At 61.3% G+C, this 14,017-nt stretch carries 8 protein-coding genes; 4 read left to right on the forward strand and 4 right to left on the reverse strand.

What is annotated here, in order from left to right:
• The first annotated feature begins 139 nt into the window (after window positions 1-139).
• Both JFT66_RS06545 and msrA read left to right on the forward strand, forming a co-directional pair.
• Window positions 140-2,833 carry a putative bifunctional diguanylate cyclase/phosphodiesterase gene (locus tag JFT66_RS06545; RefSeq protein WP_034117389.1) on the forward strand — a complete coding sequence of 898 codons (2,694 nt, stop codon included), beginning with the start codon at window positions 140-142 and terminating at the stop codon, window positions 2,831-2,833.
• Window positions 2,834-2,905: 72 nt separating this feature from the next.
• Entirely contained in the window at window positions 2,906-3,553 is a 648-nt protein-coding gene (msrA, locus tag JFT66_RS06550) for a peptide-methionine (S)-S-oxide reductase MsrA (RefSeq protein ID WP_198859002.1), read from the forward strand.
• A 71-nt stretch (window positions 3,554-3,624) separates the two neighbouring features.
• On the opposite strand, the gene JFT66_RS06555 is transcribed toward msrA, so the two are convergent.
• The 3 genes from JFT66_RS06555 to JFT66_RS06565 form a co-directional block, all read right to left on the reverse strand.
• Window positions 3,625-4,461 carry a 23S rRNA (adenine(2030)-N(6))-methyltransferase RlmJ gene (locus tag JFT66_RS06555; protein WP_034117387.1) on the reverse strand — a complete coding sequence of 279 codons (837 nt, stop codon included), beginning with the start codon at window positions 4,459-4,461 and terminating at the stop codon, window positions 3,625-3,627.
• A 97-nt stretch (window positions 4,462-4,558) separates the two neighbouring features.
• Window positions 4,559-5,284: a DUF4123 domain-containing protein gene (locus tag JFT66_RS06560; RefSeq protein WP_198859003.1), complete on the reverse strand. Its 726-nt coding sequence runs from the start codon at window positions 5,282-5,284 to the stop codon at window positions 4,559-4,561.
• Complete coding sequence (locus JFT66_RS06565) at window positions 5,284-7,305, reverse strand: type VI secretion system Vgr family protein (RefSeq protein ID WP_198859004.1); 2,022 nt, start codon at window positions 7,303-7,305, stop codon at window positions 5,284-5,286. Before JFT66_RS06565 ends, JFT66_RS06560 begins: the two co-directional genes overlap by 1 nt.
• Window positions 7,306-7,483: 178 nt before the next feature.
• On the opposite strand from JFT66_RS06565, the gene JFT66_RS06570 reads away from it, so the two are divergent.
• Window positions 7,484-7,972, forward strand: a complete 489-nt coding sequence (locus JFT66_RS06570) for a DUF2165 family protein (protein WP_034117384.1) — start codon at window positions 7,484-7,486, stop codon at window positions 7,970-7,972.
• 82 nt (window positions 7,973-8,054) lie between these two features.
• Here the strand turns inward: JFT66_RS06570 and putP are convergent, their stop codons facing one another.
• A complete protein-coding gene (gene putP, locus JFT66_RS06575) occupies window positions 8,055-9,539 on the reverse strand; it encodes a sodium/proline symporter PutP (protein WP_034117383.1) in 1,485 nt (494 codons plus the stop codon).
• 461 nt (window positions 9,540-10,000) lie between these two features.
• Here putP and putA point away from each other — a divergent pair, with 461 nt between their 5' ends.
• Window positions 10,001-13,954, forward strand: coding sequence for a trifunctional transcriptional regulator/proline dehydrogenase/L-glutamate gamma-semialdehyde dehydrogenase (gene putA, locus JFT66_RS06580; RefSeq protein WP_198859005.1), 3,954 nt, complete (start codon window positions 10,001-10,003; stop codon window positions 13,952-13,954).
• Window positions 13,955-14,017 lie beyond the last annotated feature (63 nt).

The raw sequence follows: 14,017 nt of genomic DNA on the forward strand, positions 1-14,017 counted from the left end.
CACCGCCGATAACCCCCTTATAGCACTTAGCCTTCATCCTCTCTTGTCAGTGCGTGCTGCATGATGCAACCTTGCCGCAGGCGACAGTAAAGAGGGCGAGAGCCCAGCGCAGTGCGCAATTTTCCAAGCGAGTTTCCCCATGAAAAGCCAACCCGATGTCGCCCGTATGGCGGCCGAGGTAGTGACGCAATTACCGGTGCCTTCGCGCCTCGGTATGCTGCGTTTCGAGCGGCTTAATGAGGCAAGCTGGGCCATGCTCTACCTTGACCCCAATTGCGAGCGCCAATTCGGCTGGCCGGCGGTAGAGCTCTGTGCCTTGATCGGTACGCCCTACGCCAGCCTGATGGAACCGCAAGTGCGGTATCAGTTGCACGATGCAATCCAGCAGCAATTGACTCAAAGCCCCCATTATCTGGTGCGCTACACCTTGCACACCAGCGACGGCCCGCTGAGCCTGTTGGAAATGGGCGAGGCCTATAAACAACACAACCGCCACCTGCTGCGCGGCTACCTGATGGTGGTTGACGGGCTGTTCAGTGAAACCACCGCGCCCGCCCCGACCGCCGACCTGGAAAACCAGAACAGCCGCCTGCAGATCGCCCTGGAACTCAACCAGCGTGCGCAGCAGGAACAGTTGCTGCACCTGGAACGGGTACGCGCCCAGCAAGAGTTGATCCTGCTGCTGGCCCGCCAGCGCTACACCATGCCTAATTCGCTGCAAGAAGCCGCTGAGCTGATCACCCGCAGCGCATGCGACATCTACCAGATCGACTGCGCCAGCATCTGGAACCTCGAAGACCAACGCCTGGTACCGATCTCGGCGTACCACCGTGCCGACCAACAGCACCACCTGCCCGACGCCATCGACGCCAGTGACTTCCCGGATTACCTGGAAGCCCTGCACTCCAGTCGTGCCATCGATGCCACCCATGCCCTGCGTGACCCGCGTACCCGGGAAATGGCCGAAAGCCTGCGCGCCAAGGATATTCACGCAATGCTCGACGCCAGCATTCGTGTGGATGGCCAGGTCGTCGGTGTGCTGTGCCTGGAACAACGGGGTAGCTCGCGTGCATGGCAGTCCGATGAGATCGCATTTGCCGGCGAGTTGGCGGACCAGTTCGCCCAGGTCATCAACAACCACAACCGCCGTACCGCCACCAGTGCCCTGCACCTGTTCCAGCGAGCGGTGGAACAAAGTGCCAACGCCTTTTTGCTGGTCAATTGCGACGGCGTGGTGGAGTACGTCAACCCCAGCTTCACCGCGATTACCCAGTACAGCGCCGAAGAGGTCCACGGTCATCGCCTGGCCCAACTGCCGGCCCTGGAAAACCTCAGTGAATTGCTGTTCGACGCGCCGTCGGCCCTGGCCAAAAGCAATAGCTGGCAAGGTGAGTTCAAAAGCCGTCGCAAGAACCTGGAACCCTACTGGGGCCAGTTGTCGATTTCCAAGGTGTATGGTGACAACCGCGAGTTGACCCACTACATCGGCATCTACGAAGACATCACCCAGACCAAACTGGCGCAACAGCGCATCGAACGCCTGGCCTACACCGATAACCTGACCAACTTGGGCAACCGCCCGGCGTTTATCCGCAACCTCGACGAGCGGTTTGCCCGCGACAGCGACAGCCCCATCAGCCTGCTGCTGGTGGACATCGACAACTTCAAGCGGATCAACGACAGCCTCGGCCACCAGACTGGCGACAAACTGCTGATCAGCCTGGCCCGCCGCCTGCGCAACAGCTTGAGCACCGGCGGCAGCCTGGCGCGCTTTGCCAGTAACGAATTTGCGGTGCTGCTGGACGATGCCGACCTGGAAACGGGCCAGCAGGTCGCCTGCCAGTTGCTCGCCACCCTCGACAAGCCAATGTTCGTCGACAACCAGTTGATCAGCGTCACCGGCTCCGTGGGCCTGGCCTGCGCGCCGCTGCATGGTCGCGACCCGCAAACCCTGATGCGCAACGCCGGGCTGGCCCTGCACAAGGCCAAGGCCAACGGTAAACATCAGGTGCAGGTATTTACTGAGGCCCTGAATGCCGAGGCCAGCTACAAGCTGTTCGTGGAAAACAACTTACGCCGCGCCCTGACCCAGAACGAACTGGACGTGTTCTACCAGCCCAAGCTGTGCCTGCGCAGCGGTCGCTTGCTGGGAATGGAAGCGCTGTTGCGCTGGAACCACCCGGAAAAGGGCATGATTCGCCCGGACCAGTTCATCAGCGTGGCCGAAGAAACCGGGCTGATCATCCCTATCGGCAAATGGATCGCCCGCCAGGCCTGCCGCATGAGCCGGCAGTTGAGCGCCGCAGGCATGGGCAATTTGCAGGTGGCGATCAACCTGTCGCCCAAGCAGTTTTCCGACCCGGACCTCGTGGCCTCGATCGCTACGATCCTCAAGGAAGAACAACTGCCGGCCAACTTGCTGGAGCTGGAGCTGACCGAAGGCTTGCTGCTGGAAGCCACCGAAGACACGCGCCTGCAACTGGACCAACTGAAGAGCTTTGGCCTGACCCTGGCCATGGACGACTTCGGCACCGGTTACTCGTCGCTGAGCTACTTGAAAAAATTCCCCATCGACATCATTAAGATTGATCGCAGCTTTATCCACGAAATCCCGGATAACCAGGACGACATGGAAATTACCTCGGCGGTGATTGCCATGGCCCACAACCTCAAGCTCAAGGTGGTGGCCGAAGGCATCGAGACCGCTGAGCAGTTGGCGTTCCTGCGCCGGCACCGCTGCGATGTAGGCCAAGGCTACCTGTTCGACCGGCCGATCCCCGGTGCAGAGCTGCTGGAGAAGCTCAAACGCTATCCGCGCGGGCCAATCGCCTGACAGCGCTGTAACACTCGGGCACACTGGCTGTCTGACAATTTACTGTTACTCAACCTGACGAGAGGACTGATCATGGTCTTGCGCTCGGAAATTCTGGTGAACAAAAACGTGCTGCCTACTCAAGAACAAGCTTTGCCTGGCCGTGAAACCCCAATGGCGCTGCCAGAGACCCACTTCGTCAACGGCAACCCGCTGCTGGGTCCGTTCCTTGATGACGTCGGTTTCGCGATCTTCGGCCTGGGCTGCTTCTGGGGCGCGGAACGCAAATTCTGGCAGCGCGATGGCGTGGTCAGCACCGTGGTCGGCTACGCCGGTGGCTTCACACCGAACCCGACCTACGAAGAAGTCTGCTCCGGCCTGACCGGCCACAGCGAAGTGGTGTTGGTGGTGTATGACCAGGCCAAGATCAAGTACGAAGACCTGTTGAAGATGTTCTGGGAACTGCACAACCCGACCCAGGGCATGCGCCAGGGCAATGATATTGGCAGCCAGTACCGTTCGGTGATCTACGCCACCACGCCTGAACAACTGGCGGCGGCCAAAGCCAGTGCCGAGGCTTATCAGCAAGAGCTGACCAAGGCCGGTGTAGGTGAGATCACCACGGAAATCGAAGAAGCCCCGACGGTTTACTTCGCCGAGGCGTACCACCAGCAGTACCTGGCGAAGAACCCGCAGGGTTACTGCGGGATCGGCGGTACCGGTGTGACCTGCCCGATCTAAGGTCAACATAGAACCAAATGTGGGAGCAAGCCCCCTCCCACATTTAGTTTTGTGTGTGGCCTGAGAGCTGACTATTCAGCGATAAGCCAATCCATCTGCCACCCACCCTGGGTCTGGCCAAGTTTCTTGGACAGCCACGGCAGCAGCTCACGCAACTCCTCTTCCAGGCCCCACGGCGGGTTGGCAATCGCCAGCCCCGAGCCGGTCAGGGTGTTGGGGGTGTCCAGGGGATGCACCAGCAACTCCACACGCAGCAACTTCGGCGCACCAGTGCCGGCCAGGTCCTGGTAGAAGCGGCGCAACATGCGCTGGTCCTTCACCGGGTACCAGATCGCCGCGACCGTCTGGCGCATACGGCTGACCGCTTCCTTGAGGGACGCCGCGCAACGCTGCATTTCATCGAGCTGTTCAAACGGTGGGTCGATCAGCATCAACGCGCGCTTTTCCGGCACCGGCAACAGGGCGCGTGGCACATGCCAGCCTTCGCCCAGGTGCACTTTGACGCGGCGATCACCTTTCATGTTGTCCTTGAGCAGCACGCCATCTTCCGGGTGCTTCTCGTTGAGCAGCACACGGTCCTGAGGCCGTGTGAGGCGTCGCGCCAGTTCCGGCGAGCCCGGGTAGTAGCGCAACTGGCCGTCCGGGTTCATCTCGTGCAGCACACGCATGTAGTCGGCGGTGAGCGGTGGCAGGTCGCTTGCGCCCCACAGGCGAGCGATGCCTTCCAGGTATTCACCGGTGCGGTTCGCCTGGTCGCCCTGCAGGTCGTACAGGCCAATGCCGGCGTGGGTGTCGAGGTAGGCGAACGGCTGCTCCTTGCGCGACATCAGGGCGATGAGGCGGGTCAAGGTCAGGTGTTTGAAGACATCGGCATGGTTGCCGGCGTGAAAGGCGTGACGATAATTCATGGTTGCTCCTGCGCAGGGGGCGAAGTTTACCTGCTACCGGCGCAAAGGTGCAGGGCCGCATGGCGGGCCGCGTCGATGCCACACGATTGCCATGGGCTCAACTCAACTCCAAGGCAAGGTGGTCAGCCAGTGCGGCCGGGCTGATATCCGGCCTGCGTGCGAAGTAGGCAACCTTGTGCTGCAAGGTGCTTGGCGTAAGCGCGGTGTACAGGTCGGGCCGCTGCTCGTGGAGCCATTGCAGCAGGTTGTCGACCAGTACCTGCGGTGACTGCTGTGCCAGGTGTACCAGCAATGGCTCCGGCACCCGCCACCAAGGGCTGGTCTTGGCTGGCGTGACCGGCCGCGGCGTCACTGACAGCGGCCGGCCGTTGATCAGATAGCGCTGGAAGACCGGTAACAGACTCCCCGCCTCGTCACCCAACTGCTGCAAGATCGGCAAAAAATGCGCCCCATCCCAAAAGCGCAAAAATACCGGCTGGTCTTCGGGCACGTACACCTGGGTCAAGCCCTGCAAGTGCTCGATCACGGTTTCCAGCGGGCAGGACGCTACCGCCAGCCAACCCCAATCCGATGCCTGGGTGGTGGCTATCCAATCGAGAAAGGCACTGCCCGGTTCGACGACTGCAACGTAAGGCATGACCTCATTCCAATCGGCGTAGGCCGTGCCTGCCCAGACTGGTTGCGGTGGCTTGCCCGCCGCCATGGCTTGCCAGGCAGCAAACGGCTTGGCGTCGCTGGCACTGCCCAGCACGGCGTACATTTGCTCATTAGGATGCAGTGGGTATTGCGCCAGCCAGGCGCGGGGAGTCAAGGGTGCAGGCATCAAGGGAAACTCCGTGCATGAGTGCTGATATCGCACTGTCCGCTCTTGCAGCGTTCACATTCTTCGCAAAATGGCGCGCTACGCTTCAGGCTGGCCACTTGCACAGCGCTTAACGGTGCGGGAATAACCGCCAGCAACGTCTCCTTCAACCCTGGCATCAACGGCGCCGCCGCTGGAGCAGGCGCCCCGCCGAGCTGGATCGGCACACTGCTGAAAATCCCGCCCGCCGACAGCGTGATCGACTGCCCGCCCGCCTGAATCGTCACGCTGGCGCCCGCATCAATGACGATGCTTTGCCCCGCCCCCAGCTGGATGGTCTGCCCGGCACGCATATGCTGCGAACCGCCGACCACCAGATGATCATCCTGCTTGAGTTCAGTCAGGCGGTTGCCATGGGTGATGCGTTGCTCTTCGCCCTGCAACTCGTGGTGCGACTCTCCGCCCACCCGCACACGACGCTGGTTATCGACCTGCACCTGTTGGTCATTGAGCACATGCTGGGTCCAGTCCCGCTGGGCCCGCAGGTAGATTTCCTCGGCGCCCTTGCGGTCTTCGATTCGCAGCTCATTGTAGCCCCCACCACCCGGGCTGCTCTGGCTACGCAGGATACTGCGGGACTTGTCCGCCGGCAGGTCGAGGGGCATCGGTGTGGCGGCATTAGGCAGGCACCCCACCACCAGCGGCATATCCAAATCACCATTGACGAAGCCCACCAGCACTTCCATGCCGACCCTGGGTATCAGCACCACACCATAGCGGTCATGGGCCCAGCCGCTGGCCACCCGCAGCCAGCAACTGGAATGATCGTTGAGCTCGCCGATGCGATCCCACGCCATCTGCACCTTTATCCGTCCGTATTCGTCGCAATGGATCTCACTGCCAACCGGGCCAGTGACCACTGCGCATTGGTAACCCGATATCGTCGGGCGCGGCTGCTCAGGCAAGGGCGGGCGAAAGACTGCATCCCATGGCGTAGCGACAAATGCATTGCGATACCCCTGGCGAAACTCCTCACCCGCCACCTCGGTGACCGCCTCCTCCAGCACCTGGGGCTGCTTACCTTCATGGGTCACCTGTGTCACCAGCCACAAGTCATTCCAGTCCTCGCGCGGGTGCTCCCTCAACTGCAGAAACCGGCCACTGGCCAAGGTCGGCTCATCACCCTGGCCATGGGCGACACGATAGTCGCTGCGATGCCGCTCCAAGCTACGCTGGGCGAGGTGTTTGCCATGGGCTCGGTCGGAAAACCGGCCGGGGTATTGCTGCTCTTCAAGCTTTGGCAACTGCTCGTCGACGGCCGTGCTTTGCAGCTCCAGGTGGGGTTTTCGGAAATCGTAGTCGCGCAGATTGACGGCCGTGGTGCAGGTTGCCAATTGCAGCGTGAAGCGCTTGATCGCCGGGGTATCGGCAACCATTCCAGAACCGGGCCGGTAAGGCGTGGGGTGATCCGCCTGGGCAAACACTGTCTGGTCATCACCAAACACCAACAGGTGCCCTTCGGGAGAATGCTGGAAGTGATAGTGAATGCCCAGCTCGGCACACAGGCGCTGGATGAAGGCCAGATCGGTCTCACCGAACTGCACACAATACTCGCGCTCAGGGTACTGACCGCTCAGACGGAATTCGAAGCAATCGCCATGGATCCCCTGCCCCATCAGTACCTGCGCAACAATCTGCGGAGCCGTCTTGTGCTGGAAAATACGTTGGTGGCTGTTGTGCGCCAGATACGCCAAGTGCGGCACCAGGCTGATCTGGTAGCGCGTCAGGCGCCGCCCGGAGTCACCCTGGGCGACCCGATAAACCAGGCCGTGAACACCATGGCCCTGCTCATCGAAACCCAAGTACACCTGGCGATGCAGCAAGCTCTCCAGGTCAAGGTCTGGCTGCTCGCTGACCAGCTCAAGTTCAAACCGGTAAGGCTGGCTGATCGCCTCGGTGCCACTGAACGCGAATACCTTGAGGTCACTGGGAACCCCGTCAAGGGCCAGGGTAAATGCACTTTGATTGGCAGGAGCGAACATCCGGTGTTTCTCCGCGAAGGGTGGGCGGCCGATTCTGCACCAGCTTGTTGCCGGCCTGGGCGCATCGCAGGTAAATCAGTAAGGTCCTACCGCAGTCTTCCTCTATCCGTCGTCGAGGGCGCATAGCGAGCCGTGCTAGCGTAATAACTTCTTTCCTCGACATAACACGGGAAACAGCATGGCGACCCGCTACGCAAAAATCATCCTGACCCTGGTCCTGGCAACCTTCGCCACCCTGGTCGCGTTCAATAACATCACCGACTACGGCTCCAACTTCGCCTTCGTCAAACATGTGCTGAGCATGGACACCACCTTCCCCGGCAACGCCGCCATGTACCGCGCAATCACCGCCCCCTGGGCGTGGCACGCCGCCTACGCGCTGATCATCCTCGGTGAATTGCTGACCGCGCTGTTGCTCGCACGGGGCGCGTTGTCGTTGTGGCGTGCACGCCACGCCAGCGGCACCGACTTCAACCACGCGAAGACATGCGCCATCGCAGGCCTTACCCTCGGCTTCGTGGTGTGGTTTTTTGGCTTTATGGTGGTCGGTGGCGAGTGGTTCCTGATGTGGCAATCCCATCAATGGAATGGCCAGGAAGCCGCGTTCAAGTTCTACATGGCGATTCTGGGGGTGCTGATTTTTCTCAATCAGACGGAAAGGGATTGAATCAATCCCCACAAAAAAGGCCCAGCATCCTGAGGACGTGGGCCTTTTTTACTCGCTAGACAGGCGTTAAACGCCCATCGAATTACTTGTTGAGGTTGTAGTCTTTCTCCGCCGCATCAAAGCGCTCGACCATACCTGCAGTCGGTGCGCCCATCTTGCTCACGAAGTAGATCGCCAGGCTGGCGAAGATGAAGCCTGGGATGATTTCGTACAGGCCCAGCAGCGAGAAGTGCTTCCACACGATCACGGTGATTGCGCCGACCAGGATGCCGGCCAGTGCGCCGTTGCGGGTCATGTGTTTCCAGATGACCGAGATCAGCACCACAGGCCCGAACGCGGCGCCGAAGCCGGCCCAGGCGTAGCTGACCAGGCCCAGTACGCGGTTTTCCGGGTTGGCGGCCATGGCGATGGCGATCAAGGCCACCACCAGCACCATGATCCGGCCTACCCACACCAGCTCAAGCTGGGAAGCGCCTTTACGCAGGAACGCCTTGTAGAAGTCTTCGGTCAGGGCGCTGGAGCACACCAGCAGTTGGCAGCTCAGGGTGCTCATGACGGCCGCCAGAATGGCCGACAGCAATACACCGGCAACCCATGGGTTGAACAGGATCTTGGCCAGTTCGATAAACACACGCTCAGGGTTTTCAGTCACCGGGCCTGCCAATTCCGGATGCGCCGAGAAGTAAGCAATACCGAAGAAGCCCACCGCCACGGTGCCGCCCAGGCACAGGATCATCCAGGTCATGGAGATGCGACGCGCCTTGGCGATCGACTTCACCGAGTCCGCCGCCATGAAACGCGCGAGGATGTGCGGCTGGCCGAAGTAACCCAGGCCCCAGCCCATCAGCGAGATAACGCCGATGAAGGTGGTGTTTTTGAGCATGTCGAAGTTGGTCGGGTCCTTGGCTTCAATGGCCAGGAACGTGGTGTCCACACCGCCGGTCGCCAGCAGCACGATGATCGGCGTCAGGATCAACGCGAAGATCATCAGCGTGGCTTGTACGGTGTCGGTCCAGCTGACTGCCAGGAAACCACCGATAAAGGTGTAGGCAATAGTCGCCGCAGCACCGGCCCACAGCGCAGTCTCGTAGGGCATGCCGAAGGTGCTTTCAAACAGGCGGGCCCCGGCAACGATGCCGGAGGCGCAGTAGATGGTGAAGAACACCAGGATCACCACGGCGGAGATGATCCGCAGCAGGCCGCTTTTATCTTCAAAGCGGCTGGAGAAGTAATCCGGCAGGGTCAGGGCGTCGCCGTTGTGTTCGGTCTGCACCCGCAGGCGGCCGGCCACGAACAACCAGTTGAGGTAAGCACCGACGATCAGGCCGATGGCAATCCAGCTTTCCGACAGGCCGGACATGTAGATCGCGCCCGGCAAGCCCATCAACAACCAGCCGCTCATATCGGAAGCACCGGCCGACAAGGCTGTCACCACGCTACCGAGGCTGCGACCGCCGAGGATGTAATCGGAAAGGTTATTGGTGGAGCGATAGGCCATCAAGCCGATCAGCACCATTGCTGCGATGTAGATCACGAACGTGATCAGGGTTGGATTACTAACGCTCATAGGAGTGACGCCCTGGCTTTGTTTTTATGTAGCGACGGTCATTTGGACAGCCACCCGTGGATTACCGGATAGACGAGCCTGCATGCCGCGCATTTATGACTGGCGTTTCCCCAGGAAAGCCGCCAGCCGATGAACCAAACCGTAGAGGTGGTTGCACCTTGGTTGGCGAATGCTATTCAACAAAGCAAATAAGGTGCAACCAGTTTCTTGCGAATAAGTTGCACCCAGGTGTGTTTTAAGACAAACACCGCGTTTTTGCTCCTTTTCGGAGCAAGAACAGCCGATCTCAGAAGCAAATGCACCAAGGCGAAGCAGATTCTGTCGAGGGCCAATTTTTTTCCGATCAACCGTCGAAAATTTCCTGAACAAAAGGGTTGCACCCGGTTGCACCTGCGCATGGGCAAAGCTAATCTTGCCGCCAGCAGATGCCACTCGGTAGTGGCACCCATGAGGATAAAAAGATGGCAACGACCACCCTTGGGGTCAAACTCGACGACCCGACCCGCGAACGCCTGAAGGCAGCCGCGACCTCCATTGATCGCACGCCGCACTGGCTGATCAAGCAGGCGATTTTCAATTACCTGGAGAAACTTGAGGGTGGTGCAACCCTGTCCGAGCTCAATGGCTTGAGCAGCAAGGACGCCGAAGACGCTGGCGAAATTCAGGCCGACCACGCCCACCAGTGCTTCCTGGAGTTCGCCGAGAGCATCCTGCCGCAATCGGTACTGCGCGCCTCGATCACCGCCGCTTACCGCCGCCCAGAGCCGGAAGTGGTGCCAATGCTGATCGAGCAGGCGCGCCTGCCGGTTGAAATGGCCGAAGCTACCAACAAGCTCGCCGCCTCGATTGCCGAAAAACTGCGCAACCAGAAGAGCGCCGGTGGCCGTGCCGGTATCGTCCAGGGCCTGCTGCAAGAATTCTCCCTGTCGTCCCAGGAAGGCGTGGCACTGATGTGCCTGGCCGAAGCGCTGCTGCGCATCCCGGACAAAGGCACCCGTGACGCGCTGATCCGCGACAAGATCAGCACCGGCAACTGGCAGCCGCACCTGGGCAACAGCCCCTCGCTGTTCGTCAACGCCGCCACCTGGGGCCTACTGCTGACCGGCAAGCTGGTCGCCACCCATAACGAGGCGGGCTTGACCTCGTCCCTGAGCCGCATCATCGGCAAGAGCGGCGAGCCGATGATCCGCAAGGGCGTCGACATGGCCATGCGCCTGATGGGCGAGCAGTTCGTCACCGGCGAGACCATCGCCGAAGCCCTGGCCAACGCGAGCAAATTCGAAGCCAAGGGCTTCCGCTATTCCTACGACATGCTCGGTGAAGCCGCACTCACCGAACACGATGCGCAGAAGTACCTGGCCTCGTACGAACAAGCCATTCACTCAATCGGCAAAGCCTCCCACGGTCGTGGGATCTATGAAGGCCCGGGCATCTCCATCAAGCTCTCCGCCCTGCACCCGCGCTACAGCCGTGCGCAGTACGAACGCGTGATGGATGAACTGTACCCGCGCTTGCTGTCGCTGACCTTGCTGGCCAAGCAATACGACATCGGCCTGAATATCGACGCCGAAGAAGCCGACCGCCTGGAGCTGTCCCTGGACCTGCTCGAGCGCCTGTGCTTCGAGCCGCAATTGACCGGCTGGAACGGCATCGGCTTTGTGATCCAGGCCTACCAGAAGCGTTGCCCGTATGTGATCGACTACGTCATCGACCTGGCACGCCGCAGCCGCCATCGCCTGATGATCCGCCTGGTAAAAGGCGCGTACTGGGACAGCGAGATCAAGCGCGCCCAGGTCGAGGGCCTGGAAGGCTACCCGGTCTACACCCGCAAGGTGTACACCGACGTTTCCTACATCGCCTGTGCACGCAAACTGCTGTCGGTGCCGGAAGCCATCTACCCGCAGTTCGCCACGCACAACGCCCACACCCTGTCGGCCATCTACCATATCGCCGGCCAGAACTATTACCCCGGCCAGTACGAGTTCCAATGCCTGCACGGCATGGGTGAACCGTTGTACGAACAGGTAGTAGGCAAGGTTTCCGAAGGCAAGCTGAACCGTCCGTGCCGTGTGTACGCACCGGTCGGCACCCACGAAACACTGCTGGCCTACCTGGTACGCCGCCTGCTGGAAAACGGCGCCAATACCTCGTTCGTCAACCGTATCGCCGACCAATCCATCTCGATCCAGGAGCTGGTGGCCGATCCAGTGGCCAGCATCGAACAAATGGCGACGCTGGAAGGCGGCTTCGGCCTGCCGCACCCGCGTATCCCGCTGCCGCGTGACCTATATGGTAGCGACCGCGCCAACTCGGCCGGTATCGACCTGGCCAACGAACACCGTCTGGCGTCGCTGTCCTGCGCCTTGCTGGCTACCGCCCACAACAACTGGAAAGCCGCGCCGATGCTCGGTTGCGCCTCCAGCCAGGAAGCGGCACAACCGGTGCTGAACCCGTCCGACCTGCGTGACGTGGTCGGCCACGTGCAGGAAGCCACCGTCGAAGACGTCGACAACGCGATCCAGTGCGCCATCAGCGCCGCGCCGATCTGGCAGGCCACCCCGCCCGCCGAACGCGCCGCCATCCTGGAGCGTGCCGCCGACCTGATGGAGGGCGAGATCCAGCCGCTGATGGGCCTGCTGGCCCGTGAAGCCGGCAAGACCTTCGCCAACGCTATCGCCGAAGTGCGTGAAGCCGTGGACTTCCTGCGTTATTACGCGGTGCAGGCACGCAACGATTTCACCAACGACGCCCACCGCCCACTTGGCCCGGTGGTGTGCATCAGCCCGTGGAACTTCCCGCTCGCCATTTTCAGCGGTCAGGTCGCTGCAGCATTGGCCGCCGGTAACCCGGTATTGGCCAAGCCTGCCGAACAAACTCCGCTGGTCGCCGCCCAAGCTGTGCGCATCCTGCTCGAAGCCGGCATTCCGGAAGGCGTGCTGCAACTGCTGCCGGGCCAGGGCGAAAGCGTCGGTGCCCGCCTGGTGGGTGATGATCGCGTCAAAGGCGTGATGTTCACCGGTTCCACCGAAGTCGCGCGTTTGTTGCAACGCAACGTCGCCGGTCGCCTGGACGCCCAGGGCCGCCCAATCCCACTGATCGCCGAAACCGGTGGCCAGAACGCGATGATCGTTGACTCGTCGGCGCTCACCGAACAGGTGGTGATCGACGTGGTGTCCTCGGCCTTCGACAGCGCCGGCCAACGTTGCTCGGCCTTGCGCGTCTTGTGCCTGCAGGAAGATTCGGCAGACCGCGTGATCGAAATGCTCAAGGGCGCCATGGCTGAATGTCGCCTGGGCAATCCGGAGCGTCTGTCGGTGGATATCGGCCCGGTGATCGATGCCGAAGCCAAGGCTGGCATCGAGAAACACATCCAGGCCATGCGTGACAAAGGCCGCACCGTGTACCAGGTGGCGATTGCCGACGGCGAAGAGATCAAGCGCGGCACCTTCGTGACGCCAACCCTGATCGAGCTGGAAAGCTTCGACGAGCTGCAACGGGAGATCTTCGGCCCGGTGCTGCACGTGGTGCGCTACAAGCGTAAAGAAATCGACCAGTTGATCGGCCAGATCAACGCGTCGGGCTATGGCCTGACCCTGGGCGTGCACACCCGTATCGACGAGACCATCGCCAAGGTGATCGACAACGTCAATGCCGGCAACGTCTACGTCAACCGCAACATCGTGGGTGCCGTGGTCGGCGTGCAACCGTTCGGCGGCGAAGGCCTGTCGGGCACTGGCCCGAAAGCCGGTGGCCCGCTGTACCTGTACCGCCTGCTGTCGACTCGTCCTACCGACGCGATCGAGCAATCCTTCGTACGCGGCGACAAGTTGGCTGCACCCGATGTGCGCCTGCGTGATGCCATGAGCCAACCGCTGACCGCCCTGAAAACCTGGGCCGACAGCAACAAGTTCAGTGAACTGAGCGCCCTGTGCACCCAATTCGCCGCGCAGTCCCAGAGCGGTATCACCCGCCAACTGGCCGGCCCGACCGGTGAGCGCAACAGCTATGCCATCCTGCCTCGCGAGCACGTACTGTGCCTGGCTGAAGTAGAAGGCGACCTGCTGACTCAACTGGCGGCGGTACTGGCAGTAGGCGGTTCGGCGGTATGGCCGGAAACCGAGCTGACCAAGGCGTTGTTCCCACGCCTGCCGAAGGATGTTCAGGCGAAGATCAAGCGTGTGGCTGACTGGACCAAGGACGACGTGGTGTTCGACGCCGTCCTGCACCACGGTGATTCCGACCAACTGCGTGCGGTGTGCCAGCAAGTGGCACAACGTGGCGGGGCGATCGTTGGGGTGCATGGGATGTCTCAGGGTGAGACGGCCATTGCCCTGGAGCGTTTGGTGATCGAGCGTGCCCTGAGCGTCAACACCGCTGCGGCAGGCGGTAACGCCAGCCTGATGACTATCGGCTAAAACCTGTGGGAGGGGGCTTGCTCCCGATAGCGGAGTGTCAGTCAGCACATTGGACGCTGACAC

Origin of the sequence: Pseudomonas sp. MF6755 (genome assembly GCF_016405635.1) — a bacterium.
In the GTDB taxonomy this organism is placed as follows: Bacteria; Pseudomonadota; Gammaproteobacteria; order Pseudomonadales; family Pseudomonadaceae; genus Aquipseudomonas; species Aquipseudomonas haemolytica.